Origin of the sequence: Paenibacillus ehimensis NBRC 15659 (assembly GCF_004000785.1) — a bacterium.
Taxonomy (GTDB): Bacteria; Bacillota; Bacilli; order Paenibacillales; family NBRC-103111; genus Paenibacillus_G; species Paenibacillus_G ehimensis.
In genome coordinates this window covers 1-26773 of record NZ_BILX01000084.1, presented here as the reverse complement: position 1 = coordinate 26773, position 26773 = coordinate 1, and the positions used below count along the sequence as shown (strand labels likewise).

General features: G+C 55.2%; 29 protein-coding genes. 26 read left to right on the top strand and 3 right to left on the bottom strand.

Translation table 11 applies throughout. From position 1 onward, the window contains the following. From rsmB to spoVM, 8 genes are all read left to right on the top strand, one after another. The coding region (rsmB, locus tag PEH01S_RS29515) for a 16S rRNA (cytosine(967)-C(5))-methyltransferase RsmB (protein WP_127489732.1) at nucleotides 1-713 on the top strand (713 nt) is incomplete at its 5' end. A 93-nt stretch (nucleotides 714-806) separates the two neighbouring features. After that, entirely contained in the window at nucleotides 807-1892 is a 1086-nt protein-coding gene (rlmN, locus tag PEH01S_RS29510) for a 23S rRNA (adenine(2503)-C(2))-methyltransferase RlmN (protein ID WP_127489730.1), read from the top strand. A gap of 8 nt (nucleotides 1893-1900) precedes the next feature. Then, nucleotides 1901-2671 (top strand): Stp1/IreP family PP2C-type Ser/Thr phosphatase, encoded by a 771-nt coding sequence (locus tag PEH01S_RS29505; protein ID WP_025851453.1) that lies wholly within the window; start codon nucleotides 1901-1903, stop codon nucleotides 2669-2671. A gap of 7 nt (nucleotides 2672-2678) precedes the next feature. Next, nucleotides 2679-4883, top strand: a complete 2205-nt coding sequence (pknB, locus tag PEH01S_RS29500; protein WP_025851454.1) for a Stk1 family PASTA domain-containing Ser/Thr kinase — start codon at nucleotides 2679-2681, stop codon at nucleotides 4881-4883. Beyond that, a complete protein-coding gene (rsgA, locus tag PEH01S_RS29495; RefSeq protein WP_025851455.1) occupies nucleotides 4883-5794 on the top strand; it encodes a ribosome small subunit-dependent GTPase A in 912 nt (303 codons plus the stop codon). The genes pknB and rsgA overlap by 1 nt, the downstream gene beginning before the upstream one ends. A gap of 1 nt (nucleotide 5795) precedes the next feature. Further along, on the top strand, nucleotides 5796-6464 hold the full coding sequence (gene rpe / locus PEH01S_RS29490; protein WP_127489726.1) for a ribulose-phosphate 3-epimerase: 669 nt from the start codon (nucleotides 5796-5798) through the stop codon (nucleotides 6462-6464). Further along, nucleotides 6464-6715: a hypothetical protein gene (locus PEH01S_RS29485; RefSeq protein ID WP_025851459.1), complete on the top strand. Its 252-nt coding sequence runs from the start codon at nucleotides 6464-6466 to the stop codon at nucleotides 6713-6715. Before rpe ends, PEH01S_RS29485 begins: the two co-directional genes overlap by 1 nt. 247 nt (nucleotides 6716-6962) lie before the next feature. Then, entirely contained in the window at nucleotides 6963-7043 is an 81-nt protein-coding gene (spoVM, locus tag PEH01S_RS29480; protein WP_014652194.1) for a stage V sporulation protein SpoVM, read from the top strand. A gap of 175 nt (nucleotides 7044-7218) precedes the next feature. On the opposite strand, the gene rpmB is transcribed toward spoVM, so the two are convergent. Next, nucleotides 7219-7407: a 50S ribosomal protein L28 gene (gene rpmB, locus PEH01S_RS29475; protein ID WP_010498258.1), complete on the bottom strand. Its 189-nt coding sequence runs from the start codon at nucleotides 7405-7407 to the stop codon at nucleotides 7219-7221. A 191-nt stretch (nucleotides 7408-7598) separates the two neighbouring features. On the opposite strand from rpmB, the gene PEH01S_RS29470 reads away from it, so the two are divergent. The 7 genes from PEH01S_RS29470 (at nucleotide 7599) to hmpA (ending at nucleotide 16190) form a co-directional block, all read left to right on the top strand. Continuing rightward, nucleotides 7599-7961 (top strand): Asp23/Gls24 family envelope stress response protein, encoded by a 363-nt coding sequence (locus PEH01S_RS29470; RefSeq protein WP_025851461.1) that lies wholly within the window; start codon nucleotides 7599-7601, stop codon nucleotides 7959-7961. Nucleotides 7962-8060: 99 nt separating this feature from the next. Further along, nucleotides 8061-9854, top strand: coding sequence for a DAK2 domain-containing protein (locus PEH01S_RS29465; RefSeq protein WP_174807184.1), 1794 nt, complete (start codon nucleotides 8061-8063; stop codon nucleotides 9852-9854). A gap of 63 nt (nucleotides 9855-9917) precedes the next feature. Continuing rightward, complete coding sequence (locus PEH01S_RS29460; protein WP_127489722.1) at nucleotides 9918-10769, top strand: DegV family protein; 852 nt, start codon at nucleotides 9918-9920, stop codon at nucleotides 10767-10769. Nucleotide 10770: 1 nt separating this feature from the next. Then, nucleotides 10771-12825, top strand: coding sequence for an ATP-dependent DNA helicase RecG (gene recG / locus PEH01S_RS29455; RefSeq protein WP_127489736.1), 2055 nt, complete (start codon nucleotides 10771-10773; stop codon nucleotides 12823-12825). 142 nt (nucleotides 12826-12967) lie between these two features. Next, nucleotides 12968-13255: a stage VI sporulation protein F gene (locus PEH01S_RS29450; protein ID WP_025851466.1), complete on the top strand. Its 288-nt coding sequence runs from the start codon at nucleotides 12968-12970 to the stop codon at nucleotides 13253-13255. A gap of 116 nt (nucleotides 13256-13371) precedes the next feature. Further along, nucleotides 13372-14739, top strand: coding sequence for a right-handed parallel beta-helix repeat-containing protein (locus PEH01S_RS29445; protein WP_127489720.1), 1368 nt, complete (start codon nucleotides 13372-13374; stop codon nucleotides 14737-14739). A 200-nt stretch (nucleotides 14740-14939) separates the two neighbouring features. Beyond that, nucleotides 14940-16190 carry an NO-inducible flavohemoprotein gene (gene hmpA, locus PEH01S_RS29440; RefSeq protein ID WP_127489718.1) on the top strand — a complete coding sequence of 417 codons (1251 nt, stop codon included), beginning with the start codon at nucleotides 14940-14942 and terminating at the stop codon, nucleotides 16188-16190. Nucleotides 16191-16228: 38 nt separating this feature from the next. On the opposite strand, the gene PEH01S_RS29435 is transcribed toward hmpA, so the two are convergent. Continuing rightward, nucleotides 16229-16768 (bottom strand): Crp/Fnr family transcriptional regulator, encoded by a 540-nt coding sequence (locus PEH01S_RS29435; protein WP_025851470.1) that lies wholly within the window; start codon nucleotides 16766-16768, stop codon nucleotides 16229-16231. A gap of 264 nt (nucleotides 16769-17032) precedes the next feature. Here PEH01S_RS29435 and PEH01S_RS29430 point away from each other — a divergent pair, with 264 nt between their 5' ends. The 4 genes from PEH01S_RS29430 (at nucleotide 17033) to PEH01S_RS29415 (ending at nucleotide 20271) form a co-directional block, all read left to right on the top strand. After that, on the top strand, nucleotides 17033-17404 hold the full coding sequence (locus PEH01S_RS29430) for a hypothetical protein (RefSeq protein WP_025851472.1): 372 nt from the start codon (nucleotides 17033-17035) through the stop codon (nucleotides 17402-17404). After that, nucleotides 17401-18669: a DNA polymerase IV gene (locus PEH01S_RS29425; RefSeq protein ID WP_025851473.1), complete on the top strand. Its 1269-nt coding sequence runs from the start codon at nucleotides 17401-17403 to the stop codon at nucleotides 18667-18669. Before PEH01S_RS29430 ends, PEH01S_RS29425 begins: the two co-directional genes overlap by 4 nt. Further along, nucleotides 18666-19148, top strand: coding sequence for a hypothetical protein (locus PEH01S_RS29420; protein ID WP_025851474.1), 483 nt, complete (start codon nucleotides 18666-18668; stop codon nucleotides 19146-19148). Before PEH01S_RS29425 ends, PEH01S_RS29420 begins: the two co-directional genes overlap by 4 nt. A gap of 118 nt (nucleotides 19149-19266) precedes the next feature. Beyond that, the gene (locus PEH01S_RS29415) at nucleotides 19267-20271 is read left to right on the top strand and encodes a metal-dependent hydrolase (RefSeq protein ID WP_127489716.1); all 1005 of its coding nucleotides are present in this window, start codon (nucleotides 19267-19269) and stop codon (nucleotides 20269-20271) included. 62 nt (nucleotides 20272-20333) lie between these two features. Here PEH01S_RS29415 and PEH01S_RS29410 read toward each other — a convergent pair whose 3' ends face one another. Continuing rightward, nucleotides 20334-20843, bottom strand: coding sequence for an SRPBCC domain-containing protein (locus tag PEH01S_RS29410; RefSeq protein ID WP_025851476.1), 510 nt, complete (start codon nucleotides 20841-20843; stop codon nucleotides 20334-20336). 232 nt (nucleotides 20844-21075) lie between these two features. On the opposite strand from PEH01S_RS29410, the gene PEH01S_RS29405 reads away from it, so the two are divergent. The 7 genes from PEH01S_RS29405 (at nucleotide 21076) to gloA2 (ending at nucleotide 26745) form a co-directional block, all read left to right on the top strand. Further along, the gene (locus tag PEH01S_RS29405) at nucleotides 21076-22119 is read left to right on the top strand and encodes a YkvI family membrane protein (protein ID WP_127489714.1); all 1044 of its coding nucleotides are present in this window, start codon (nucleotides 21076-21078) and stop codon (nucleotides 22117-22119) included. 128 nt (nucleotides 22120-22247) lie between these two features. Beyond that, complete coding sequence (locus tag PEH01S_RS29400) at nucleotides 22248-23108, top strand: DUF421 domain-containing protein (protein ID WP_127489712.1); 861 nt, start codon at nucleotides 22248-22250, stop codon at nucleotides 23106-23108. A gap of 618 nt (nucleotides 23109-23726) precedes the next feature. After that, the gene (locus PEH01S_RS29395) at nucleotides 23727-24170 is read left to right on the top strand and encodes a hypothetical protein (protein WP_127489734.1); all 444 of its coding nucleotides are present in this window, start codon (nucleotides 23727-23729) and stop codon (nucleotides 24168-24170) included. 36 nt (nucleotides 24171-24206) lie between these two features. Next, entirely contained in the window at nucleotides 24207-24470 is a 264-nt protein-coding gene (locus tag PEH01S_RS29390; RefSeq protein ID WP_025851481.1) for a hypothetical protein, read from the top strand. A 66-nt stretch (nucleotides 24471-24536) separates the two neighbouring features. After that, nucleotides 24537-25820, top strand: coding sequence for a glutathionylspermidine synthase family protein (locus PEH01S_RS29385; RefSeq protein WP_127489710.1), 1284 nt, complete (start codon nucleotides 24537-24539; stop codon nucleotides 25818-25820). 54 nt (nucleotides 25821-25874) lie between these two features. Next, the gene (locus PEH01S_RS29380) at nucleotides 25875-26309 is read left to right on the top strand and encodes a DUF350 domain-containing protein (RefSeq protein ID WP_025851483.1); all 435 of its coding nucleotides are present in this window, start codon (nucleotides 25875-25877) and stop codon (nucleotides 26307-26309) included. Between the two features lie 46 nt (nucleotides 26310-26355). Next, nucleotides 26356-26745 carry an SMU1112c/YaeR family gloxylase I-like metalloprotein gene (gloA2, locus tag PEH01S_RS29375; RefSeq protein ID WP_025851484.1) on the top strand — a complete coding sequence of 130 codons (390 nt, stop codon included), beginning with the start codon at nucleotides 26356-26358 and terminating at the stop codon, nucleotides 26743-26745. Nucleotides 26746-26773: the final 28 nt, after the last annotated feature.

Sequence of the window (26773 nt, the reverse complement as noted above, 5' to 3'; positions counted from 1 at the left end):
CGCCCGCCGGCGTGATCGTGCGCGGCGGCGGCAATATGGCCCTGACGCCGGACTATGCGGCGGGCCTGTATTCGGTCCAGGACGAGAGCTCCATGCTCGTCGCGGAATGGGTGGACCCGCAGCCGGGCGAGCGGGTGCTGGACTGCTGCGCCGCGCCCGGCGGCAAAACGGCGCACCTTGCGGAGAAGATGGGCGACCGCGGCGAAATCGTCGCTTGCGACGTGCACGAGCACAAGCGGAAGCTCATTGAGGAGCAGGCGGAGCGTCTCACGCTGCGGTCGGTTCGCACCTTGACGGCGGACGCGCGCCGGCTGGCGGAGCATTTTGCCCCGGAAAGCTTCGACCGCATCCTGCTGGACGCCCCTTGTTCGGGACTTGGCGTCATCCGGCGCAAGCCGGACATGAAGTGGAGCAAAAGCGAGGCGGAGCTGGCGGACATCTGCGACATTCAGCGCGAGCTGCTGGAGGCGGTACATCCGCTGTTGAAGCCGGGCGGCGTGCTGGTGTACAGCACGTGTACGGTGGAGAAGGCCGAGAACGAAGAGATGATCCGCGAATTTTTGGAGTGCCATCCTTCGTTTGCGCCGGATCTTCCCGAAGTCCCGCAGACGCTCAAAGAGCAGGTGGACGAGGAGCTTGCTGCGGTGCGGATCATGCCGTACGATTACGGCTCGGACGGTTTTTTCATCGCCCGGCTGCGCAAGCGAGCATAGAACCGCAAAATGTGGTAAAATAAAACGTGGCCTTTTCGGCGGAATGTCCCCCGAAAGGGCTTCACTATAGACTAAACAGGTCGTGATGCATACATGAACGAAATAGAAAGCAGATGGCAGCCGAAAAACGAAAAACCGTACGTCTACGACTTTACGCTGGAGGATTGGCAGCAATGGGTCAAGGACAACGGAGAGGCGGGCTTTCGCGCCGGCCAAATTTTCGATTGGCTGTATGTGAAAAGAGTTTCAAGCTTCGACGCGATGACGAATCTTCCGAAAGCGCTCCGGGACCGGCTGAAGGAGCAGTTCGACTTCGTCACGCTCACGGAAGTGGCGCATTACCGCTCGAAGGACGGGACCGTGAAGTTTTTGTTCGAGCTTAGCGACGGGAATGCCATCGAAACGGTCATTATGAAGCACAGCTACGGCAACAGCATCTGCGTAACGACGCAGGTCGGCTGCCGGGTCGGCTGTACGTTCTGCGCCTCGACGCTTGGCGGATTGAAGCGCAATTTGACGTCCGGCGAGATCATCGCGCAGGTGGTCAAGGCGCAGCAGCTCTTGGACGAAACGCAGGAGCGGGTCAGCAGCATCGTCATCATGGGAATCGGCGAGCCGTTCGAGAATTACGACGCGGTGATGAAATTTCTCAAGGTGATGATCCATCCGAAAGGGCTGAATATCGGCCAGCGGCATATTACGGTGTCGACGAGCGGCATCGTTCCGAACATCTATCGGTTTGCCGACGAGGATACACAGATCAACCTGGCGATTTCGATCCATGCGCCTAATGATGAGCTGCGTTCCAAGCTGATGCCGGTCAACCGCCGGTATCCGTTTGCCGAGCTGATCGAAGCCTGTCAATATTACGTCGCCAAAACCGGACGGCGCATTACGTTCGAATATGCGCTGATGGGCGGCGTGAACGATCAAGCCGAGCACGCGGAGGAGCTGGCGAAAGTATTAAAAGCATTTCCGATGGCGCACGTGAACTTGATTCCGGTCAATTTCGTTTCCGAGCGCAACTATGTGCGTACGCCCCGGAATGATATCTTTACGTTCCAACGCATTCTGGAACGCAACAAAATCAACGCCACCATACGCCGGGAGCAGGGCAGCGATATCGCGGCCGCCTGCGGGCAGCTGCGGGCGAAGCATATGGAGTCGGGTGCGAGGTGAAGCAAGCGATGCTGAGATTGGCTTATCAATCCGATATCGGCCGGGTGCGGGCGGTCAACGAGGACCGGGCAGCCGTTCAAGAGGGCTTGAACGGCTGGACCCTCGCCATTGTCGCAGACGGCATGGGAGGCCATCAGGCCGGGGATATCGCAAGTCAAATGGCGGTTGAGCTTATCCCGCTGCAGGTGAAGTCCTTGGATCCGAACCGGTCGTCCGAGGAGAGGCAGCATAAATTGAAAGAAGCGATCGAAGCCGCCAACGATAACATTTTCGAATTTGCGTCCGGACGCGAAAATTACCACGGCATGGGGACGACCGTCGTTGCCGTGCTGGCGAACGACGAGCGGGCTGTCGTTGCGCATATCGGCGACAGCCGCGTATACCGGATTCACGACGGGCAGATCGAGCAGTTAACGGAAGATCACTCGCTCGTGAACGAGCTGGTCAAAAGCGGCCAGATCACCCGGGAGGAAGCGAGCCACCATCCGCGGCGCAACGTCCTGACGAGGGCGCTGGGCACCGAGCCGACGATCGAGGTCGACGTGCAGGAAATCGGTTGGGGCCCCGGAGACTTGCTGCTGCTGTGCAGCGACGGACTTAGCAGCTTGGTTGAGCCGGGCCAAATGCTCCAAGCCGTGACAGAGACGGAGGGCTTGGAGCGCAAGGTGGATCGTTTGGTCCAGGCCGCGCTGGATGCCGGGGGCGACGACAATGTAACGGTTTTGCTGATCGAGAACGGGCCGGATGCGGCGGTACATGACGACGAGGAAGCGGGGTGAGGAAGGAATGATCGGTAAGCAGCTTGGAGGACGCTACGAGATTTTAGGACGCGTCGGCGGCGGCGGAATGGCCATCGTATACAAAGGACTCGATATTTTATTGCATCGGCATGTCGCCGTGAAGGTGCTGCGCCAGCAGTACGTGCACGACGAAGAATTCATTCAGCGTTTTCGCCGCGAAGCGCAAGCCGCAGCCTCCTTGTCGCATCCGAACGTGGTCAGCATATACGACGTCGGCCAAGAGGAAGACATCCATTACATCGTGATGGAATACATCGAGGGAACGACCTTGAACGAGCTGATTAAGGAAAAGGCTCCGCTTCAGGTGGAGGAAGCCGTTCATATTGCGGGCCAGATTTGCGACGCCCTCGATCACGCGCATCATAATCAAATCATTCATCGCGATATTAAGCCTCATAACATTTTGATCGGCAAAAACGGCCGCGTCAAAGTCACCGACTTCGGGATCGCCCGCGCCGTCACTTCTTCCACAATTACGCAGACCGGCTCCGTCGTCGGCTCGGTACATTATTTTTCGCCCGAGCATGCCAAAGGGACGCCGACCGGCGAGCAATCGGACTTGTATTCTCTCGGGATTGTCATGTACCAGATGCTGACGGGCCGGCTGCCGTTTCTCGGCGAAAGTCCGATCAGCGTAGCATTGAAGCATTTGCAGGAAGATGTCGAGGAGCCCCGCAAGGTGAACCCGCTCATCCCGCAAAGCGTGGAAAACATCATTCTGCGCGCGATGCGCAAAAGCACGTCCGAACGGTACCGTTCGGCTAAAGAGATGCTGAGCGACCTGGATTCGTGCCTGCTGCCGCACCGCCGCAACGAGCCGAAAGTCAACTTTCTGGACGACGACGAGCTGGACGAGGAAAAGACGCGGGTCATGCCTGCGCTGCGGCCGGGACAATACGCCGTTGTGGAGGATGACGACGATCCGCAGCCCCGTGCGAAGGAACCGGCGCCGCCCGAGAAGAAGAAAAAGGGCTGGGTCAAGCCGCTGGTCTGGTTCGTGGTACTAATGTCGCTCGTGGGCGGCATGTGGTATGCGGTCCAGTACGTGCAGCAGACATTGGCGGTGCAGCGGGTCGATATCCCGAATGTAGTGGATAAGCCGCTTGCCGAAGCCGAGAAAATATTAAGGGATAGCAAGCTTCAAGTGGAAGTGGAGCGCCAGAATGATGAGGCGAAGCCGAAAGATATCGTCATTCGGCAGAGCCAGTCGAATATGCAGGTTAATGCGGGTGCGACGATCAAGCTGGTTGTCAGCGATGGGCCCGAAAGTAAAAAAATGCCCGATGTTACCAAGCTGAAGCTGGCGGATGCCAAAACAAAGCTGATCTCTCTTGGCTTCAAGTCGGAAAATATCAAGATCGATCAACAGTTTCTGGATGCCGAGCCGGAGACGGTCACGTCTCAGAAGCCTACGCCCAACGAGGAGTACACGATACCGGGCGATGTCAAGGTCGAGCTAATCGTCAGCAAAGGACGGGAAACGTTCAAGATGCCGAACCTGATCGGCAAGACGGAAAACGAAGCCAAAATGATCCTTAACGCAAATGAACTGAAGCTTTCCAAGGATGGGATTGTCCGCCAGCCGAGTTACAAGCAAAGCAAGGGCCGCGTGACGAAGCAATTTCCGTTCGAGCCGGACGACGATGTAACGCGGGGTACGGAAATTACGCTGACCGTCAGCTCAGGCCTTCCGCCGGAAGCGGGACAGATGACCGTGCCGGTGCAGATTAAACCGGTCAAGGAAGGACAGGCGGGCACGGCGAAAGTGATCCTGAGCGATGCGAAGGCCGAAAATGCGGAGTATCAGAAGCTCTCGAACGTGACCAAGACGGAAACGCTCGAGGTACAACTGATCGTAGCACCAGATAAAGATGCGACGATTCAAATCCGCGGGGAAGGCGTTCAGAACGACACGATCACGAAGACCTATAAGGATTTCTTGGATCAAAAGAATGGAAAGACTCAGGCGAACGATAGCGGTGCGTCGTCAAATGCAGGTACCGGGACGAGCGGCGGCGGGAAGACCGAGCCGCCGGCGACTCCGGCTTCAGGCACGGGCGGCGCAAGCGGCAAGCCGGCGCAGCAGGATAGCGGCGGAACGACGACGCCACCGGCGCCGACAGGACAGAACGGGGGCGCAGCGACGGCTCCGGCCGGGAATACGACAGGCACAGGAGGCACGAATCCATAATGCCAACCGGGTTAATCGTGAAGGCGCTAAGCGGATATTATTACGTGCTTGCCGACGGGACGGAAACGACCGAATCGGTGCAATGCCGGGCGCGAGGCATTTTCAAGAAGCGCGGCATTTCGCCGCTCGTCGGCGACCGTGTGGTGTTTGGGCTGACGGAGAACGGGGAAGGAACGGTCGACGAAATTCTTCCCCGCTCCTCCGAGCTGATCCGGCCTCCGGTGGCAAATATCGATTTGGCCGTACTGGTGTTCTCGGTAACCGAGCCGGCGCTTAATTTGCCGCTGCTGGACAAGTTTCTGGTCCATACGGAAAGCGCGGGACTCGATACGCTGATTTGCTTGACCAAGCACGATCTTTTGTCCGAAGGAAGCTCGCCTGGCGGCGTTTCCGAACAATTGGCGCCCGTGATCCGGCTCTACGAGTCGATCGGCTACCCGGTCCTTGTGACAAGCGCCAGGGAAGGCATCGGCGTGAGCGAAGTATTCGACCGGCTTGCGGGCCGCATCGGGGTGTTTGCGGGGCAGTCCGGCGTCGGGAAGTCGTCGCTGCTCAACGCTATGGTGCCAGGGTTATCGCTGGAAACGAACGAAATCAGCATGAAGCTCGGCCGTGGCAAGCATACGACGCGCCACGTCGAGCTGATCCGGCTGCAGAACGGCGGACTTATCGCGGATACTCCGGGCTTTAGCCAGCTCGATTTTTTGCAGGTGGATGCGGAGGGGCTCAGCGGGGCTTTCCGGGAATTCGCGCCTTATGCCGCAGCATGCCGCTTCCGCGGATGCCTGCATCTGCACGAGCCGGGCTGCAAGGTTCAGGAGGCCAAAGAAGCGGGCCACATCGCCGCATCGCGGTACGACCATTACATTCAATTTCTGAACGAGATTAAAGACAAAAAAAGGAGGTACTGAGATGCTGCGTATCGCTCCTTCGATCTTATCCGCCAACTTTGCCAAACTGGGCGAAGAAATTGCCGACGTCGAGCGCGGCGGGGCCGACTGGATTCACGTCGACGTGATGGACGGACATTTCGTGCCGAATATTACGATCGGGCCACTGGTAGTGGAGGCGATCCGTCCGATAACGACACTGCCGCTCGACGTGCATTTGATGATCGAGCAGCCGGACCGCTACATCGCTTCGTTCGTTCAAGCCGGCGCAGATCTTATATCGGTTCACGCCGAGGCGTGCGTCCATCTGCACCGGACACTTCATCATATTAAGGAGCAGGGCGTGAAAGCGGGCGTCGTGCTGAATCCGGCCACTTCGCTCCATGCCTTGGAGTATGTGCTTGAGGAAGGGCTGCTCGACTATGTGCTGCTGATGACGGTGAACCCCGGCTTCGGCGGGCAAAAGTTTATCTCCGCGGTGCTGCCCAAAATCGCCGGTCTTCGCCGCATGCTGGATGAGCGCGGACTTCAGCATGTGGACATCGAGGTTGACGGAGGCGTCAATACCGAGACAGCCAAGCTCGTTGCTGAAGCGGGCGCCAATGTGCTCGTTGCCGGTAATGCGGTGTTCAACCGTCCGGACCGCGCCGAGGCGATCCGCGCGATCCGGGAAGCCGGGAGCGGCCGGTAATGCGGGCGCTTCAAATTTTTGCCTTCTGTTTGTTATGCGCTGCTCTGCTATTCGTATTTTCCATTATCGACGGCGTGGTGAAGTTTGCATTTTCGCTGGGGGCTTTATACGTCGGTATCCAGTTTTTTAAACGATACGAGACGCGCGGTCCGCGTATTGCCTTCGTCTTGATCACGATCTTATTCTACTTTATTTACACGGTGTTCTACGCGTTGTATTTGGCTGTTCAGCAGCAGCAGGCTGCGGTTTGAGAAAAAAAGCCCGGGCGTGCATAACCGGCCCGGAGTATGCATACACATGGTTACAAAAGTACGGCTTCCGGCTTTTGTAGCCTTTTTTGTTTTTTCGGTGCCCGGAATTTGCATGGCACGTTTTGGGAAGCAGCGGAATATACTTTTAACGAGGTGGTTTACTGCGCGCATGGCTCGAGGTCGGCTTTGCGGCGCAAAGCCAAGCGATGCTGACTTTGCTGCGCAAAGTCTGGAGGGAGGGTGCAAAATGAAATTTTACACTATCAAGCTTCCGAAGTTTTTGGGTGGGTTTGTGAAAGCTGTACTTAATACATTCAGCAAAAACTGAAGGTGCGCTTGTCCATACTTAGGCGCCGGCTGCCGGGCTAGGGCAGGCGCCACACCCGAGATCAACGGCTCGGCCAGTCCTTGTCTTGCAAGACAAGCGCGTGGGTTGATGCGAATTCATGCCGATCAACTAAAAAAAGCACCTAAGCTAGGTGCTTTTTGTCTGCGGACGCAGATTACACGCGAGTTACTTTTCCGGATTTCAGAGCTTTCGTGCTCACCCAAACGCGTTTCGGTTTGCCGTCAACCAGAATGCGAACCTTTTGAACGTTGACACCCCAAGTGCGTTTCGCTTTGTTGTTCGCGTGGGATACGTGGTTGCCGGTACCCGGGCCTTTACCAGTGATAAAACATTTGCGGGACATTGATTACACCTCCTTAAAGCATACACGCTTCAAAAACACACTTAAACATCATATCACAGCGGCCTAAACGCCGTCAACGCAGCTTCTTCGTTTTCTTTGCCCGCGACCTGCGTTTTATTTATTTCTTGCGGCGAATATAGTACAATGATTCGTAGTCCATGCTAATTTGGGATCGAAGGAGCTGTATGGAGATGACAATCGAACTGGCTTCAGAATATGGAAAAATCTACGTTACGGACGAAGTAATCGCCGTGCTTGCGGGTTCGGCGGCGTTGGACTGCTACGGACTTGTCGGGATGGCTTCGCGCAATCAATTCAAGGATGGGATTGCCGAACTGCTGCGCCGGGACAATTTGCGCCGGGGAGTCGAGGTTCACCGCGACGAGCAGGATGTCCTGACCATTGATTTATATATCATCGTCAGCTATGGCACGAAAATTTCGGTTGTTGCCCACAACGTGCAGAGCAAAGTAAAATACATGCTCGGCGAAGTCGCGGGTCTGCAAGTGGCCAATGTGAACATATTTGTCCAAGGCGTGAGGATTGCGGAATGAGACCTGTGATGACAGCGGTTGTGGCCGAAACATGTTATGGATCGCCGACAGGGTTATAGCGAAAGGGGAACGGTCTTTTTGAGTAAGCGCTTAAAAGAAATGAATGGACAAGATTTCATCCGAATGGTAGAAGCGGGAGCGCATAGGCTGACGACGAACGCGGAGCGGGTCAATGCGCTCAACGTCTTTCCGGTACCGGACGGCGATACGGGCACGAATATGAATTTGACCTTGACTTCCGGGGTGGAAGAGCTTCGCCGCCGTCCGTCGGACCACTTGGGTAAAGCAGCGGAAGCGCTTGCTAAAGGCTTGCTGATGGGCGCTCGCGGCAACTCGGGCGTCATTCTGTCGCAGTTGTTCCGCGGTTTCGCCAAAGCCGTATCCGACCTGCCTTCGGCCAATGCCCAGCAGGTGGCTGCGGCGTTTCAGAACGGCGTGGATATGGCCTACAAAGCCGTCGTTAAGCCCGTGGAAGGTACGATTCTGACCGTAGCCAAGGAAGCGGCAAAGCAGGGCGTACAGACTGCCAAACGGCAGCCCGATGTCGCTGTGGTGCTGGCGGAACTGCTGGATAAAGCAAAAGAGGCGCTGGACAAAACGCCGGACATGCTTCCCGTACTGAAGCAGGTGGGCGTCGTCGATTCGGGCGGACAGGGGCTCGTGTACATATACGAGGGCTTTGTGTCCGTTCTGGACATGGAGGAAGCGCCCGCGGAGGAGCCGGCCGATATGCCGTACGTCGCTTTTGGCGCGGTGCAGCCGCTTGAGGAGACGCTTGAGCCCGCTGCGACGCCGCTTGATTTTACCGGTCATGAACGCGCGCAGGCGAAGCTGGCGACGGAGGATATCGAGTTCGGGTATTGTACGGAGTTTATGGTGACGCTGAACCCGGGCAAGCTGAACGGCCGCACGTTTGACGAGGCCCTGTTCCGCGAGGAGCTGTCCGCCTTCGGCGATTCTCTGCTTGTCGTGGCCGATGACGATCTGGTCAAAGTGCATATCCATGCCGAATTCCCGGGCAGCGTTATGAATCTGGCACAGAACTACGGCGATCTCAGCCGCATCAAAATTGAAAATATGCGCGATCAGCATACGCATCTTCTGATGGAGGAGGCCGGACCGTCCGGCGCAATCGCGGCATTGGCCAAGGCGACGCATTTGCTGGACGCGGCCAAGGAGCTCGAACTCGGCGGACCGTCCGTCCCCGCGGCGAACGATCCGTCCCGCGAGCTCAAGCCATACGGCTTTGTTGCCGTATCCGCGGGAGAGGGCATTTCCGGTATTTTCGGCAGCTTGGGCGTCGACCGGATTCTGCACGGCGGACAAACCATGAACCCGAGCACCGAAGATATCGTCCGCGCCGTCAGCGAGGTCGATGCGAGAACCGTGTTCGTGCTGCCGAACAATTCGAACATCATTCTGGCTGCGCAGCAGGCTGTGGAGCTTGTGGAAGATAAGCAGGTTGTCGTCATCCCCAGCAAGTCGATTCCGCAAGGCATTGCGGCTGTCATCGCTTTCCAGGAGGAGGCGGCTCCCGAGGAAAACATCGGCGAAATGGAGCAGGCGCTGCAGCAGGTACAGGCCGGTCAAATTACCCATGCCGTACGCGACACGCAAATGGACGGGATCGATATTAAAGAGGGTGACTATATCGGCATTCACAACGGCCGCATCGTTTCCTCGGCTCCGGACCTCGTCGATTCCTGCAAAAAGCTGATTGATTCCATGCTGGATGCGGGTGCGGAGATCGTGACCCTGTATACCGGAGCGGATGCGCTGCAGGAGCAGACCGATGAGCTTGTCGGGTATGTCGAACAAACGTATCAAGAGGTGGAAGTGGAAGTGCAGGACGGCGGACAGCCGCTGTATTACTACATTATTTCCGCGGAGTAAGAGGTTGGGTTTCGACGCTATGTCTATAGATCAAAAACTTTGCAAAAGAGATGAGGGAGGCTATTGAGCCAAGTTCGTATTGTGACGGACAGCACGGCGGATATTCCGGCCGACCTGCGGGAGCGGCTCGGCATTGAGATGGTGCCGCTTAAAGTATTGTTCGGGTCTGAGGGATTCCGCGACGGGGTCGATATGGGTCCGGAGCAATTTTATGACAAGCTGGCCTCGTCCGGTATTTTTCCGACCACATCCCAGCCGTCGCCGGCCGATTTCATCCAAGTATACGAGAGGCTTGCGGGGGAAGGGGCCGATTCGATCATCTCGATTCATTTGTCATCGCAGATGAGCGGGACTTACCAGTCCGCCCTCGTGGCGAAATCGATGATCGACGAGAAGGCGGATATCGAGGTGGTGGACAGCCGGTCGGCTTCTTTTGGTATCGGCATGCTCGTCGTCGCTGCCGCGGAGGCGGCAAAGCAGGGGAAGAGCAAGTCGGAAATTTTGGAACGGATTGCGTCGCTGCGCCAAGGCACGGCACTCTATTTTTTGGTGGATACGCTCGAGTATTTGCATAAGGGCGGTCGGATCGGCAAGGCGGCGGCGCTCTTCGGCTCCTTGCTCAATATTAAGCCGATCCTGTCGATCAATGATGACGGAGTCGTCTACTCCGTCGATAAGGTTCGCGGACAGAAGAAAGCGATGAACCGGATCGTCGAGCTGCTGCAGCCGGATTACGCCGGCAAGCCGATCGATTTGGCCATGGCTTACACGACCGGCCGCGAGACGGCGGAGCAGCTTTGCTCGCTGCTGCAGCAGCATTTTGATGTGAAAAGCGTGCAATACACGCATATCGGGCCTGTCATCGGAGCGCATGTCGGACCCGGAACCGTAGCGGCCTTTGCCATACCGGTCTGATATGACCTTGGATCTTTATTCGCTTCCGGTCACGAAGGTGTCCGGCGTCAAAGGCAAGAAGCCCGAGGAGCTGCTTGCGCTCGGCATCTCGAGCGTCGGAGAGCTCCTCGATTATTATCCTTTCCGCTACGAGGATTACACGCTTCGCGATTTGACGCAGGTGAAGGACGGAGACCGGATTACGGTGCAGGGGACGGTCGCGGGGGTTCCCCAGGTGCAAATGTACGGGCGTACCAAATCGCGCATGACCTGCAAAATCGTGGTCGATCCGCTCTTCATTACGGCTGTCTGGTTCAACCGGCATTTTTTGAAGGACAAGCTGACAGCCGGTACGGATATCGTCTTGACCGGAAAATGGGACCAGAAGCGGCTGCACTTGACCGTGACGGAGGTCGAATTCCCGGGCCGCGGTACGTCGCAGACCGGGACGCTGCAGCCGGTTTATTCGGTGACGGGCTCGATCACGCAAAAATGGTTCAGGCAGACGACGAAGCAAGCGCTGCTGCAATTCGGCGACCTCATTCCCGAGGTGCTGCCGGGCAAGCTGCTGCGCAAATACAATTTGCTGCCCCGCAAACAGGCGGTCGCCCTGCTGCATATGCCGGGCAGCATGGAGCAGGGACAGCGGGCGAGACGCCGGATGGTGTACGAGGAGCTGTTCTTGTTCCAGCTCAAGATGCAGGCGTACCGCACGCTGAATCACGAGCGGGCGGACGGGGTCGCGCACCCCGTAGATTTGCCGGCCGTCCGCGCGTTTGTACGCGCGCTGCCGTTCACGCTGACGGCTTCGCAGAAAAACGTGCTGGCCGAAATTCTTCATGATCTGCAGCAGCCTTTCTGCATGAACCGCCTGCTGCAGGGCGATGTCGGCGCCGGGAAAACGGTTGTTGCGGCAGTGGCGCTTTTTGCCGTCGTCAAAGCCGGCTATCAAGGCGCGCTGATGGTGCCGACGGAAATTCTTGCGGAGCAGCATAAGCGCTCGCTCGACCGTTTGTTCGAGCCGTACGGCATTCAGACGGCGCTGCTGACGGGCAGCTTGACGGAGCGGCAGCGCCGGGATGTGCTCGGCTCGCTGCAGATGGGAATGGTTGACATTGTCGTCGGCACGCATGCACTCATTCAAGAGGATGTATTTTTCCGGCGGCTCGGACTCGTCGTTACGGACGAGCAGCATCGCTTCGGCGTACAGCAGCGCAGTATTTTGCGCCGCAAAGGGATGAATCCGGACGTGCTCACGATGACGGCGACGCCGATCCCGCGGACGCTCGCGATTACCGCATTTGGCGATATGGACGTATCGACGCTGCGGGAGCTCCCTAAGGGACGAAAGCCGATTCAGACGTACGCGGTGACGCATAATATGCTGGAGCGCGTCCTTGGCTTTATTCGCCGCGAGGTGGCCGAAGGGCGGCAGGCGTACGTCATCTGTCCGCTGATTGAGGAATCCGAGAAGCTCGACGTGCAGAACGCGATTGACGTGCACGCGCAGCTTCAATTTGCTTTTCCGGAGTACAAAGTCGGGCTGCTGCACGGACGGATGGCCCCGGCAGAGAAGGACGAGATTATGCGCGAGTTCAGCCAAGGCCGGCTTCACGTGTTGGTCTCGACAACGGTTATTGAGGTAGGCGTCGACGTGCCCAACGCCACGCTGATGGTCGTCTATGACGCCGACCGGTTCGGACTATCGCAGCTTCACCAGCTGCGGGGCCGGGTCGGACGGGGCGAGCACCAATCGTACTGCGTGCTGATTGCCGATCCGAAGAACGAGGTCGGCAAGGAGCGGCTGAAGGCGATGACGGACACGAATGACGGCTTCGAGATTGCGCGCCGCGACCTCGAATTGCGGGGGCCCGGAGATTTCTTCGGCACGAAGCAGAGCGGGGTGCCGGATTTCAGGCTCGCGGATATGGTGACCGATTTCGAAGTGATGGAGCAGGCAAGAGACGACGCGGCGGAGCTTGTCAAGCAGCCGGGTTTTTGGACGGAGGCCGACTACGTGCCGCTCCGTCATTATTTGCAGCGCGAGCACATCTTCGACAGCGAGATGCTGGATTAGTCGATAGCCTGTTTGACGCCCCCGCCTGCGGGGTGAAGGGGAAAGACGGCGAAAGAAATAGGTACACAAGGCCAAGCCCTCCGACATAGACTTACTGTGTGGTAGATGTAAGTCCTGTAGCAAGAACGCGGAGGTGTGCGGCATGAGCTATACGAAGTACGGCTTTGACCCTGCGCAAGTCGAGCGGATCAAGCTGAAAATGAAAAACCCGGAGACGAAAGAGCGCGTTAAAATGATTTTGCAGGGTGTCACGAAGTACGACCTGCAGGACCGCGTAAAGGTTCGGCGGTTCGTCGGCATGCTGACGAAGGTGCTCGGCGAAAGGGTCACCGAACAACAGACCGAGCAGCTCGTCCAGTTTGTCATCTCGCAAAAAATCGATCCGAACAATACGTTTCATCTGATCAAACTGTGGAGCATGTTCCGCTAAGCGGGCATGTTCTTTTTTTGTCGGAACACCGGGCTCCGGCCCAATTGTCAAATGAAGCGGAGAAGGCTATAATGCTGATAGATTGCTAGATTGTGGAAGGGGGAACGATATACGATATGTCTACTTCGGAATCTTCGTCTTCATCCAAAGACAAAGCCATGACCCGCCGCGAGCTGCTGGCTACGATGGGGACAGCGACGGCCGGAATGATCCTGGCCGCCGGTACAGGCTGGAGCGGCACGGCCTCGGCGGAGCCGATGCCTAACCCGATGCCCAACCCGATGCAGAATCCGGGATTTCGCCCGGAATCGGTCGCCTGGATCAACGTGAAAAATTACGGAGCCCAGGGCATGGGGCGTTTTGATCAGAACGATGCGCCGGCGATTCAATCGGCCATCGAAGCGGCAGGGCCTATGGGGGGGACCGTCTATTTTCCGCCCGGGCGTTACGTGCTGAGATCCGCCATTATGCTGAGGTCGAATGTGCGTCTGGTCGGAGACGGGCCGGGTGCCTCCATCCTGAAGGCGGCGGAGCCGAATCTATCCATGGTGATGGGGCTCGGCACGAAGTGGAACGCGGTCGAGGGGCTCGGTTTCGAAGGCATTGGCTCTACTTCTCCGATTGACATGAAGTTGAAGGAGCGCGGCATTTATTTCGAAAAATGCGAGAACGTCTCCGTTCGGAATTGTTATTTCACCACCATCGTCAACGGCGTATGGTTCAACGACAGCCGGCACGTCTCGGTCAGCGGAAGCTCGTTCCTCCAGCTTTTCGCCTCCGAAAGCTTATACGAAGGCTACGGTATTTTTGCCGAGTCGGCGGCGAATTTCCGGCTGACGGGCAACCGGTTCCGTTTGTTGAAAAGACCCTGCATCTATATTTCCGCAGGCAGCGCGTATTCGATCGTTTCCGATAACGTGGCGCAGCAATGCGACGATGCCTTTATTGTAATATCCTCCAAGCTGAAACCGAGCTCGTACCACCGGATCGAAGGCAACCTGTTATCGGCGGAAGGGCTGGAGAACGGCGCTTATGCCGGCAAACAGGGCATCGTGCTGCGCGATTACTGTACGGACAACGTGATCGTCCATAACGTCATTTCCCGGGCGAAGGAGTGCGGCATCTCGCTGGAGGGCGATGGCGCGGCAGGCGACGAGCGGCCGCTGGGCAACATCGTTTCCGGCAACAAAATCGATCAAACGGAGCGCGGTATCGTCCTGTTGAACAGCGATGCCACTACGGTGACCGGCAACGATGTGCGGCGGGTTCAAACCGGCGTTGTTCTTGAAACGTCCGGCAATGCCGACGGCTCCTTCAGCCGGCACAATCTCGTTACGGGCAATATGCTGTCCCGTTGCTCGACAGCCGCCATCCAAATCGCCGGAAGCCGCTGCGAAAACAACACGGTGTACGGCAATACCGGTACGGGGAACGGCGAAACGCTGGCCGATCAAGGGAAGGATACGTCGAAGACGGGCTTTTAACCTCTGAGCATAACCCGGAATCCAATAACTTGGCAAACAAACAGCCGGTCGGAATAATGAAAACCCGACCGGCTGCTGTCTGTTTTGCCACAAATCGTTTTGTTTTGATGTGATCTAAATCACAAGAGCGTTCTTGTCGTACTTGTATACTGTTCTCATGCAAGGGTAACGAAACCGCAATGATGAAACGAGGGATAACGATGTTAAACGAACAGACGATCCGCATTATTAAATCGACGGTCCCGGTTCTGGAATCGAAGGGGACTGAAGTCACGAAACGATTTTATGAAATTTTGTTCACCGAGCATCCCGAGCTGCTAAACGTCTTCAACCACGCGAACCAAAAGCAGGGACGTCAGCCGACGGCGCTCGCTAATGCCGTGTATGCCGCCGCCGTCCATATCGATAATTTGGCTGCCATTCTGCCTGTGGTGAAGCAGATCGGGCATAAGCACCGGAGCCTTGGAGTCAAGCCCGAGCATTATCCGATCGTAGGCCGGACGCTGCTGACGGCCATGCGGGAGGTGCTCGGCGAGGCAGCGACGGACGAGGTGCTTCAGGCGTGGGAAACCGCCTACGGCATCATTGCCGACGCTTTCATCGGCGTAGAAGCGGAAATGTACGACCAAGCCGAAAGGCAGACGGGCGGCTGGGAAGGCTTTCGGGCGTTCCGGGTGGACCGCAAGCAAAAGGAAAGCAGCGTCATTACGTCGTTTTATTTGGTTCCGCTGGACGGGGGAGCGATTGCCTCGTTCGAGCCTGGGCAGTATGTCAGCGTGAAGCCGGAGATGCCCGGCGAGACGTATACGCATATCCGGCAATACAGCTTGTCGGATGCGCCGGGTAAGCCGTATTACCGCATTTCCGTCAAACGCGAGGACGGCGCGCCGGACCGTCCGTCCGGCAAAGTGTCCGTCTTCCTCCATGAGCACGTGAACGAAGGGGATACGCTATGGCTGACGGCTCCCGCCGGGGACTTCACGCTCGACCTCTCCGATCCGCGCCCGGTCGTATTGCTCAGCGGCGGCGTCGGTCTCACTCCGCTGCTCAGCATGCTGAAAACGATTGGCGAAACGGCCCCGGACCGGCAGGTCACGTTCATTCACGCAGCCCTGAACGGCGAGACGCACGCAATGCGCGCGGAGGTGGAGGAGCTGGCCCGCAAGCATCCGGGCTTGTCGTACCATGTTTGCTACCAATCGCCGACCGCTGCCGATCGGGCGGAGCGAACGTTCCACAAGGAGGGCTACATCGATCTGGAGTGGCTGCAGTCCGTCGTTCCTTCGCCGGACGCGGCGTTCTATTTCTGCGGCCCGGTACCGTTCATGAAGACGGTCAACCGGATGCTGCAAGCATGGGGCGTACGGCAGGAGGATGCGCGTTACGAATTTTTCGGACCGGCGGGCTCGTTGGAGGAAGCCGGGGAGCCAACGGCTCCGGCACACCGCTAAAATGCGTTAAGATAAGTACAGGAAATGTATGCTTAGCTTCAGCGTTTGGTATGATCCCGGACCTGCAAGGCATCGCGGCTGCCTGCTTGAGCGCGAAGCAGACGATTGACCGTCTCGCGGCGCAGCCCGATAAACTGGCCGATCTCTTCCTGTGTCAGCAGATCGGTCAAACGGGCCGGGGCAATATAGGCTTCGAACCAGCTTTGCAGCTTCGCCAGCTTATCTGCCGGCGTGATCTGCGTCAGCTGATCGATTCGCTGCTGCATCATCCGCAGCTTGCTCTCCAGCAGCATGGCGATCTCCAGACACGTTTGCGGTTCCCGTTGGAGCTTGGCATACCATTCTTGAGCGGGAAGCGCTTCAATCTCGCAGGTCATGAGCGCAATCGCGGTCCCGTAATATTCTTTCGGACTGATCAAGGAATGATGAGGGATCGTCTCGCCCGGAACGATAATATTAACCAGAACGGGATTTCCGTCCTCGTGAATGCGGACAATTTTAAGCAGGCCGCTCCTGATGCGGTACAGCGGTCCGGTTTCTCCTTGGCGAAACAACGTTTCGCCCTTATGCAGCAGCATGCGTCTTCACCTTTGCTTCCATTTTTAGCGTTCCGTCTCTGCCGAGGCGGGACGCTTTTCTTTTTCCGATTATAGCACGACCCGAGGATACGCTCATAGGTGAACTGTGACGAGCGGCTGGCAAGCGGGCGTATTCATCGGTTTCTTTCGGCGACGATCGGCTTATCGCCGCGCGTCGATTTCCAAGAAATTCATCTTGCATAAAGAACGTATGTTCGGTATATAATACAAACAAGAATGTATGTTCCCATTGGCGGTGTGAAGATGAATACTAACCCAAGAGTCGAGACCGAAGAAGATATTCAAATCATCAAGGAATTTACATTGCTGCCTATTTTGCTCGATATGCTGGCAAGAGATATCGATGAACTGACCATGTATCGGAACAAACTTGTCTACAATCATGTCATTTCTTATTTAAGGGACATCGAAAACTCCGTTTATGCGGAAATGCAAACCGTTAAACGCAAACTGAAGGCACACGATATTAAAATAATCAAGACGGAAATGAATGGGCTCGGAATCGACGTCGAATATAAAATCCGCGGCTATATCCATCATTTTAAGATGTTAAGAAGCCTGGTAAAAGCAGAGCTCATGACCATGCTGGCGAACTTACGGAGGCGGTTGGAATGATGGGAAAAAGCGAACGAACGATTTTTTTGGCGGATTGCCAGAGCTTTTACGCCAGCGTAGAGAAGGCGGACCATCCATGGTGCAAGAACAAGCCGGTTGTTGTTGCGGGGGATCCGGCACGGCGTTCAGGTATTATATTAGCCGCCTGTCCCATCGCCAAAAGTTTCGGGGTGACTACGGCGGAGCGGTTGGGCGAAGCTCTGAACAAGTGTCCCGATCTCGTCGTCATGCGGCCGCGTATGCAGCATTATATCGACGTTTCCCTCATGATTACGCAAATTTATAAGGAGTATACCGATCTTGTCGAAATATTTTCGATCGACGAACAGTTCCTCGATGTTTCGGGAAGTCTCCATATGTTCGGCGATCCTGTCATCATTGCGGAATCCATACAACGAAAAGTACTTCAACAAACCGGCGTCTGGGTAAGGATCGGTATCAGTTCAAATAAAATACTTGCCAAAATCGCAACGGACATATGGGCAAAGAAAAGCAAGACGGGCATATGTACACTGCATAAATCGGAGCTGGAGACACGGCTTTGGCCGGAGCCGGTACATAAAATGTTCGGCGTCGGCTCCCGGATGACGGCGCATTTTGCCCGGCTCGGAATGTATACCATTGGCGATATTGCGAGGACGCCCTTGCCCCGTTTAAAACAGAAATTTCGGGTCCGTTTCGGAAAACAAAGCGATATTCACGCCGAGGTGATGTGGCGGACGGCCAACGGTCTGGATGATTCGCCCGTTACGCCCGGCACGTTCCATACCCCTCCTAAATCCGTGGGCCACATGATGACCTTGCCTAGAGATTATACGCAAAACAGCGAGGCGGAGACGGTACTCCTGGAGCTGACGGAAGAAGTTTGCCGGGATTGCAGGCGTAAAGGGTATATGGGCTGGGTCGTCACGGTCAGCTGCATGTGCAGCCCTTACGAAGCCCCTACAGGCTTTTCAAGACAAATGAAGATGCCCGACCCTACCAATAACACCAACGCCGTGTACGAGGCAGCCAAGCGGTTATTTTACCGGTACTGGGATAAAATGCCGATACGCCGGATGGGCGTAACGCTTAGCAACCTTATTGACGATCAGACCTATCAATTGACGCTTTTTGAAGATCAAGTCCGGGCCAGAACCTTAGATAAAGTGACGGACCAAATCAAGGATCGCTACGGCAGCGCCGCGATCGTAAGAGCGTCATCGCTGACAGCTTCCGGGCAGGCATTGGACAGGTCGCAGAAAATCGGAGGGCATTATAGATGAGCAAGAAACTCCAAGGCAACGGATTGTGGGAGTCCAGCCGGATGATGCTTCCACAGCATAAAGAACAATCCATGTCCGCTCTCCCGCAGACTGCGCCTCCAACAAAAAAAGAGTTCGAGATGATGCGGAAATCGATCATTTTACCCGTTGTGCTAAACATTGTGGAAAAGAAGAGCATAGAAGTCGAAATGTCGTCCCAAACCTTGAAGCCTCTGTATTCCGCTGCCGCTAAAGTGCTGGCGAACACGATAAGGGCAGATGTGCAGCAGTCCAAAAAAGATCTTGTTGAAAGAAATATCCGTGTGTTTGAGGATGGGAAGGACGATTCTTTGCTGTATTATCGCTATGTTTGCCGCGGCCATAAGGACCGGTTCATGATGACCAAGGATTTTATGCGGGATGAGATCAGCATGCAGATCGGAGTTTATGCGAAAAATCTTATCGCAGCACTCCAGAAGCTGGTCAACAACAACCGGTAAATGGCCTTTTTTCCGTCTTTTCCATCAAGTCCCGCTTCGGAGCAAGCCGTTTCTGCGCTATACTTAGAAGTCGTGAACGGTAGTTTAAGTGATTACTTTTAGAAGGAGGGAACTGAATATGGATACGGCCAGTCATTTCCTCATCGGTCTCGGGCTGGGAGCCATGGCCCGCTTCGTGCCGGAGATTGGAGCCGACCCGGCGCTGGCGCTAGCTGTGACGATCGGAACGACGATCGCTTCCGAATTGCCGGATATCGACTATGTCCATAAATTGACCAAAGGGGATGCCGTCTATCTGAAAAAGCATCGGGGACTTACGCATTCCGTCATGGCTTGGTTTTTATGGCCAAGCGTCGTCACGCTAGGGATGATGCCTTTCTTCAGCGGGCTCGCATGGGGTTGGGTTTGGCTGTGGAGCTTCCTCGCCGTGTTTGTCCATGTCGGTCTGGATGCGCTGAACACGTTCGGAACCCAAGCCCTGCTTCCTTTTTCCAATAAACGGCTTTCGCGGGATGTTCTTATGGTTTTCGATCCGGTTCTATTCCTTGCTCAACTTGCAGGAATTGCGCTTTGGTGGATGGGCGTTGTCCCGCCTGGTCCGCTGTTCATGCTGATAAATGGCTGCTCTGTCGTCTACATTGCCCTAAGGTTCGTGATGCACCGCCGATACGTTCGGCTCATGTCGGTTCGCTATAAAAACGCAACGGCTGTCAGCGTCCTGCCTACGTTCCGTTTCAACCGGTGGACCGCGATCGCGGAGACGGATTCGGAGCTGGTTCTGGGCGAATGGAGAGGGCAGCGGTACCGGGAAACCGAACGACTGGAGAAGCACTCCGACAACGTGCCTAAACAAGCTTTCGAAGTGCCGGACCGGGATACCTTAAAACGCTTGTGCCCGGCCGCCGACACGTTCTTTTCGATCGCGCAGCATATCCGTCAAGAACAGATTGTGACGGAAAAGACGTTCCGATACATTTGGACGGATCTGCGGTTTCGTTTCGGGGATTTTTACCCGTTCAAAGCCATTCTTGAATTTGACCGGGACGGGAATATCGTATCCGGCTATTTGGGCTGGCGGGGCAACCGCAGCCATACGGAACGGACCTACAGCCGTGCAGTATAAACCCCGGTGCTGCGCAATGCAAAACAAAGCCGTCAAGCTTCAGGCCGGACGGCTTTACATATTTATTGAATGGATTGCAAATGCTCGTCGAGACGATCCCACGTTTCGGTAACTCCTTGCTCCATCCCCATGTCGATAACGGTTTTGAGCGCTTCGGCAGAAGGATATTGGGCCCGGTTCACAAGCTTCGTCTTGCCTTCGAACTCGGTGAAAGTCATCGTAATGAGAGGTGCGGGCATTCCTTCCGCTTCATTGCCTTCGGCATCCGAGAAGTAATCGACGTAGACGATTTTCTCCGCTTCGACGATTTCCTGATAAACCGCTTTACCCCAAGATTCGTATCCGTAAAAATCGCTTTGGTTCTCGTCAACACACTTCATACAGTAATGCCAGATGCCGCCGGGACGAAAATCAACGTTGCAAACCGTAAGCGTCCAGCCGCGCGGTCCCCACCAGTGCTTGAGATGTTCGGCCTGTGAGAACGCTTTAAATACAAGCTCGCGCGGCGCATTGAACACGCGCTCCAGAATAAGCTCTTGACCTTCTGCCTTGATCGTCATGGGGTTCGACATCTAAATTCCTCCTAAATTTTCTTTCGGTACGTGTAACCAGGGTGTCTTGTTTAAAATATACCTTATCAGGAATATTCCTGTCAAGGAATGTTTGAGGGCTGATTCTAACGTGTGAGCGAACCTGGTGAAAAGTTTGTCTACAAAGGGCGGACAAAGCGGGAATATACAAGCCTGCCGGACATAAAATGAAGCATAAGATTATTTTCTATTTTATGGACCCTCCGGAGGTTTTATGGATAAAAAAACGGTCTCGATCTTGCAAATTGCAGCTACATACACGGGGACAGTGGTGGGAGCCGGATTCGCTTCCGGACAGTCGATCATGCAGTTTTTTACGGTTTACGGGGCATGGGGAGCGGTAGGAATCCTGATCAGTACGTTTCTTTTTATGTGGATCGGAACCCGGATGATGGTTTTGGCGCACAGGATTAAAGCATTTTCTTATCAGGAGCTTAACATCTACCTTTTCGGCAGCCTGTTCGGCAAGATCGCCAATGCGGCGACATTTGCCATTTTATTCGGGATGACTTCCGTGATGCTGTCAGGCGCCGGCTCCATTTTTGAAGAACAGCTTCATTTGCCGTATCAGTGGGGAATTGTAATTAGCATCGTCCTTTGTTATCTGGTGATGACCAAAGACATGCAGGGGATTTTGGCGGTGAATTCGCTGGTGGTGCCTCTGATGCTTTTTTTCATGCTTCTCATTGCCTTCCAGGTTGTCGGGGACAGCGGGACGGCTGCAAGCCTCCGTTGGCAAAACCTGCCGTTGTCCGATTTAACGTGGCTGATTAGCCCGTTTGCCTACGCCGCATTGAATTTCGCCTTTGTCCAAGCGGTGATGGTGCCTCTCGGAAGCGAGATACAGGACGAAAGCGCCTTGAAATGGGGCGGCTTCTGGGGAGGCGTGGCTCTTGGATTCATGCTGCTGATCAGCCATTGGGCCATGAATACCAAGATGCCGGACATTGCATCCTTCGATATTCCAATGGCCGAAATTATCCGGGACCTTGGCGGAGCGGTGCATATCTTGTTTCTGCTTGTCATCTACGGGGAAATTTTTACCACGATCATCGGCAACGTATTTGGGATCGCGCGGCAAATTCAAAGCCTGTTCGTACTCCCGACCAAAGGGCTGGTGTTAGCGATTCTGCTCGGAAGCTTTCTGATCAGCCAGTTCGGCTATACTCCGCTGCTTTCTTATCTTTATCCTCTGTTCGGCTATCTCGGGATGATCCTGCTTCTTTTCTTGGCGTTTAAAAGGATGCCCGGCCATTAGCCCCTCTATTCACCACGGATACATATGGATTCAAATCCTAAATTTAAGTTCTTTAAAAATCCATCCAACCGCAAATAATCTGGGTATTCGATACATCTCAGTTTCTGACTCGGAATGGAGGTAAAGGAATGCCCGATTGGTTGGAAATCAGCTTGCGGACCCTGCTGTCGCTTATCGTGCTCTTCTTATTGACGAAGCTTTTGGGCAAAAGGCAAGTGTCTCAGCTTTCGTTTTTCGAATACATTACAGGGATCACGATCGGCAGCCTCGCGGCCTATATCTCGTTGGATCTGGAAGCCAACTGGTATTTAGGAATCGTATCTTTAGCGGTGTGGGTTCTCGCCTCCTTGGGCATCGAATTTTTGCAGTTAAAAAGCAAATCGGCACGGAATTGGATCGACAGCAAAGCGACGGTTCTTATCAAAGACGGAAAAATCCTCGAAGATAACATGAAGAAGGAACGTCTTACCACCGATGAGCTATTGGAACAATTGAGGAAGAGAAGCGTATTTAAAACAGCCGATGTGGAATTTGCGAATATGGAGCCCAGCGGCGATATTAACGTGCTTCTTAAAAAAGAGCATCAGCCTTTAACTCCCGCTCACTTGGGAATCAAGGTCGGACCCGAGCAAGAGCCGCAAGCCGTTATTATGGACGGCAACATAATGGACGAACCGTTGGCGACGTTGGGGCTAAGCCGGCAATGGCTCCAAACCGAATTGGAAAAAACGGGGGTAACGGTTGAAAATGTGTATCTTGGCCAAGTGGACTCTTACGGACAACTGTACGTCGATTTGTACGACGATCAACTGCAGGTTCCCGAGCCGCAGCAGAAAGCCTCGTTACTGGCCGTCTTAAAAAAATGCGAAGCGGACTTGGAAATGTTCGCTCTAACGACGAAGGACCAGCAAGCAAAAAACATGTACGGGCAGTGCTCGAAGCAGCTGGAAAAAATGATTCAGGACGTCAAGCCTTCATTAATACGGTAAGCGAAGCGCTGAGCCATGGATTGTTCATTGGCGCGGCGCTTTTTTATGCTTATGCAAGGCTTTTAAACACTCTCTTAACATTTTTTGATACGTTCAGAGATTAAGAGGCATGGGCCTCTTCAGGCTGTTGATAAAGTGGTTTTGACAAGAATAGAGAAACATACGGAGGTGGGGTATCTACTGGAGAAGCGATAGCGGCCGCCTTTGTCTTCGGGAAATGTCCGCTATTAAGCGGCTTCCAATCAAATTTCCCGAGGACCCGGGGTCCCCGCAAAGTACTCGGACTAAGCTTCCCTGATTCAACTTCACTTTGCGGGGTGGAGTAGCGGTCGGAAGTAGATACCCACCCCTTCGTTACCTCTATAATCCCGTCTGACCACTTTCTCAACAAGCTCAAGAGGCATAAGGCCTCTTTTTTGTTGTTTCGCGAATCCGAAGGAAATTTTGCTTGACGTGCCGCGTCAGAAACCTATAATCGATTTTGGACGCAGCTTCCGGGGCCGGAGAACAAACCGCATGGCGAAGGGCGAATCCTTTCTCGCCTTTATGCGTATATGTTTGGTGAATCTCGTGAGAAGGGCCCGTTTCCGAGAGAGAGAAAAGGAGTGCTGAAGCATGATGACACGATTGGAATACCGTTTGTATGCCGAGGGCAGCGAGACGTTTCCGCTGCTGTATTATTATGACCGGATCGGCCGGGACGAGATCGCTTTGCGCTTTGCGTGCGATTATTTTATCAAGGACGGCAAGGTGTATGAGAAAACATCGTGCGCTGTGGAGCCGGCGTGTTATGTTGTCTACGTACAGGAAGCGCTTGACGAGCGGACGATGTTGTGGAGCAAGCCGGAAGTTCCTCGCGGCGTTCGCATGGAGCTGAGGGAGTACCGCGAATGGACGGCGGATTACCGGCTGGTGCATACGTACACGTTTCCTGATACGTTGGAGGCCATGCTCAACCTTCAGGCGAATTATTTGTATGCGGAGGGTCGGGAATGGCAGCGTACCGCTGCCGAAATCGATGAAGACCGCGAGACGTATGTATATTACGCCGTGCCGGTGTAGCCGCAGTTCAAACGGGAAAAACAGGAGTGACGAGAAATGGAACAGCAAAAAAGCAGCAGGACACGCAAACTGGTAGCGTTGTTCGTGGCGTCCACACTGGTACTTGGCGGTACGGCGGGCTGCTCCGATTCGAAATGCACCGATCGTAACGGGGACGGCTACTGCGACGACAGCAGCGGCGGTTCGTCCGGAGGACATTACTATGGGGGCTCGGGGTCGAAAAGCTCCTCCAAAGTTTCAGGCAGCTCTTCCGGGATTAGCAAAGGAGGCATCGGCAGCAGCGGCAGTTCAAGCTCCTAGCGTCCGAGGTGCCATGGGCAGTCCGAAGACCATTAACAGCAAAGATCAGAGAGGAGGCGTACGGACATGAGCATGGCAAAGACGCTGCGGCCGGACGCTTCTTATGCGGAACGCCGGGAAGCGATCTACGGGCCGCTGCGGCAAGAGGGTATTTTTACATGGGACTGCTTGTACGGTCAGGAATACGCGCTTGCGGGCTTGTACCGGTTGGAGCGGGCGCAGCTGGAAGAAATGCGCAGAGCCGCCGAAAAGTTAGGACGCATCTATGCCAAGACCGTCCGGATCGTCCAACAGGGCGAACCGGCGCTTTTGGCCGAATTGGGACTGCCTCCTGCGTCGTTCGGCGCCATCCGTCTCCGGTTTGATGAAGACATACCGACGCTGATCGGGCGGTTCGATTTTGCCTTGACGTCGCAGGGGCTCAAGATGCTTGAGTTTAACAGCGACACGCCGACAGGGATTGTCGAAGCCTTTCATGTGAACGGCCGGGTGTGCGCAGCCTATGGCGAAGAGGATCCGAACGAAAGCTGCAGCGGAGCTTTCCGCCAGGCGTTTAAGCGGATGCTTGACCTATACCGCGAGGCGGGTTATACGTCCGATCATGTTGTCTTCAGCTCGCTGGATTGGCATGAGGAGGACGCCGGAACGACTCGCTATCTCATGAAGCAATCCGGGATTGCCGGCGCTGAATTTGCAGCGCTGTCGGACCTCCGCGTGGAGGGAGACCGGATATGGGCGCAGCATAATACCGGTGACGAAGAGGCGGCGGGCCGTCCGATCGATGTGATGTACCGGCTGCATGCGATCGAGAAGCTGGCGGAAGACCGGGATACGGACGGCTATCCGACCGGCGAGCATGTGCTGGACTTAATAGCGGGCGGCAAGCTGGCAATTATCAATCCGCCCTCGGGGTTTGCCGCCCAAACGAAGGCGCTGCAGGCGCTGATCTGGAATTTGCATCAAGCCGGCGAATTTTATACGGAAGAAGAGCATGAGACGATCGAAGCTTATATGCTGCCGACGTTTATGGAGCCGTGCTTCCCCGAAGGCACACCCTATGTGATGAAGCCGATTCTGGGACGCGAAGGCAGCGGGGTCACAATCTACAAGGGGAGCGGGGAAGTTGCCGAGGCGAGCGGGGAAGACGAGTACGGAGATCAACTCATGGTCTACCAGCAATATGCCGAGCTGCCCCGCGTCCGGGTGGAAACGTTAGACGGCCCGTACGACGGCCGATTGCTCTGGGGCTGCTTTCTGATCGACGGCCGAAGCTCTGCCGTCATCGCGCGCGTCGGCGGGAGCATCACGAACAATTTGTCCTATTATTTGCCTTCGTCGGTCATAGGCTAAGCTTAAAGATAAGAACAGCCTTACATAATTACATTATTGGGGAGTTGGAGTACGTTGGACCAGTTTGGGAATATCGTTAACTTTTTGATGTATTTGGGCGTGACCATACCGCTTATGGGGCTCGGCATTTTGTTTTTCAACCTGACGACGCCGTACAACGAGTTTAAGCTTATCCGGGAGGGCGGCGACTTGTCCGATCCCGCCAAAGCAGCGGCTGCCAAAGCGGCGGCTTACGATCTTGGGGGCAAAATTATCGGTCAGGTGCTCGTCCTCGCATCTGCCGTATATCATTCGGTTGGACTCGTCGATTTAATCATCTGGGGGCTCATCGGCATTGCATTCCAGATTATCGTGTTCTACTTGTTCGAACTGCTGACCCCTTTTAAAGTGCTGGCCGAGATTCCGAAGGGCAATGTGTCCGTTGGTATTTTCTCGTTTTGTTTGAGTCTGGCGTCGGGTCTTCTGCTGGCTTCGTTAATCAGCTATTGACCGGAGTACATAAGATTCGGTTCCGAAGGAGGCTGTGCTCAACGTTATGCTAAAGCTGAACAACATTCACCACGCCGCAGTCATTTGCTCGGATTACGAGAAGTCGAAGGATTTTTACGTTCGCGTGCTCGGACTCCCGGTCATCCGGGAAACGTACCGGGCGGAGCGGCAGTCGTATAAGCTCGATCTGCGGGTCGGAGACGGTCACCAGATCGAACTGTTCTCGTTCCCCGATGCGCCGGAGCGGCCAAGCTATCCCGAAGCAAGAGGTCTAAGGCATCTGGCCTTCGAGGTGGACGATATCGAAGCGGCCGTCAAGGCTCTGGAGGCCGAAGAAATCGCCGTGGAGCCGATTCGCGTTGACGAGACCACGGGAAAAAGATTTACGTTCTTTTTCGATCCGGACCGGCTGCCTTTGGAGCTGTACGAAAAATAAGCAACGCCAAAAAGCAAGACTCGTGCGC

Coding starts and splice junctions, on each gene's coding strand:
- PEH01S_RS29445 (WP_127489720.1), top strand. CDS start 13,372: ATGTCTACTTCGGAATCTTCGTCTTCATCCAAAGACAAAGCCATGACC.
- rlmN (WP_127489730.1), top strand. CDS start 807: ATGAACGAAATAGAAAGCAGATGGCAGCCGAAAAACGAAAAACCGTAC.
- PEH01S_RS29415 (WP_127489716.1), top strand. CDS start 19,267: ATGGATACGGCCAGTCATTTCCTCATCGGTCTCGGGCTGGGAGCCATG.
- rpmB (WP_010498258.1), bottom strand. CDS start 7,407: ATGTCCCGCAAATGTTTTATCACTGGTAAAGGCCCGGGTACCGGCAAC.
- PEH01S_RS29410 (WP_025851476.1), bottom strand. CDS start 20,843: ATGTCGAACCCCATGACGATCAAGGCAGAAGGTCAAGAGCTTATTCTG.
- PEH01S_RS29425 (WP_025851473.1), top strand. CDS start 17,401: ATGATGGGAAAAAGCGAACGAACGATTTTTTTGGCGGATTGCCAGAGC.
- PEH01S_RS29390 (WP_025851481.1), top strand. CDS start 24,207: ATGGAACAGCAAAAAAGCAGCAGGACACGCAAACTGGTAGCGTTGTTC.
- rsgA (WP_025851455.1), top strand. CDS start 4,883: ATGCCAACCGGGTTAATCGTGAAGGCGCTAAGCGGATATTATTACGTG.
- pknB (WP_025851454.1), top strand. CDS start 2,679: ATGATCGGTAAGCAGCTTGGAGGACGCTACGAGATTTTAGGACGCGTC.
- PEH01S_RS29470 (WP_025851461.1), top strand. CDS start 7,599: ATGACAATCGAACTGGCTTCAGAATATGGAAAAATCTACGTTACGGAC.
- PEH01S_RS29395 (WP_127489734.1), top strand. CDS start 23,727: ATGACACGATTGGAATACCGTTTGTATGCCGAGGGCAGCGAGACGTTT.
- PEH01S_RS29465 (WP_174807184.1), top strand. CDS start 8,061: ATGAATGGACAAGATTTCATCCGAATGGTAGAAGCGGGAGCGCATAGG.
- PEH01S_RS29400 (WP_127489712.1), top strand. CDS start 22,248: ATGCCCGATTGGTTGGAAATCAGCTTGCGGACCCTGCTGTCGCTTATC.
- recG (WP_127489736.1), top strand. CDS start 10,771: ATGACCTTGGATCTTTATTCGCTTCCGGTCACGAAGGTGTCCGGCGTC.
- PEH01S_RS29505 (WP_025851453.1), top strand. CDS start 1,901: ATGCTGAGATTGGCTTATCAATCCGATATCGGCCGGGTGCGGGCGGTC.
- PEH01S_RS29450 (WP_025851466.1), top strand. CDS start 12,968: ATGAGCTATACGAAGTACGGCTTTGACCCTGCGCAAGTCGAGCGGATC.
- PEH01S_RS29420 (WP_025851474.1), top strand. CDS start 18,666: ATGAGCAAGAAACTCCAAGGCAACGGATTGTGGGAGTCCAGCCGGATG.
- spoVM (WP_014652194.1), top strand. CDS start 6,963: ATGAAATTTTACACTATCAAGCTTCCGAAGTTTTTGGGTGGGTTTGTG.
- hmpA (WP_127489718.1), top strand. CDS start 14,940: ATGTTAAACGAACAGACGATCCGCATTATTAAATCGACGGTCCCGGTT.
- PEH01S_RS29435 (WP_025851470.1), bottom strand. CDS start 16,768: ATGCTGCTGCATAAGGGCGAAACGTTGTTTCGCCAAGGAGAAACCGGA.
- gloA2 (WP_025851484.1), top strand. CDS start 26,356: ATGCTAAAGCTGAACAACATTCACCACGCCGCAGTCATTTGCTCGGAT.
- PEH01S_RS29430 (WP_025851472.1), top strand. CDS start 17,033: ATGAATACTAACCCAAGAGTCGAGACCGAAGAAGATATTCAAATCATC.
- PEH01S_RS29405 (WP_127489714.1), top strand. CDS start 21,076: ATGGATAAAAAAACGGTCTCGATCTTGCAAATTGCAGCTACATACACG.
- rpe (WP_127489726.1), top strand. CDS start 5,796: ATGCTGCGTATCGCTCCTTCGATCTTATCCGCCAACTTTGCCAAACTG.
- PEH01S_RS29485 (WP_025851459.1), top strand. CDS start 6,464: ATGCGGGCGCTTCAAATTTTTGCCTTCTGTTTGTTATGCGCTGCTCTG.
- PEH01S_RS29385 (WP_127489710.1), top strand. CDS start 24,537: ATGAGCATGGCAAAGACGCTGCGGCCGGACGCTTCTTATGCGGAACGC.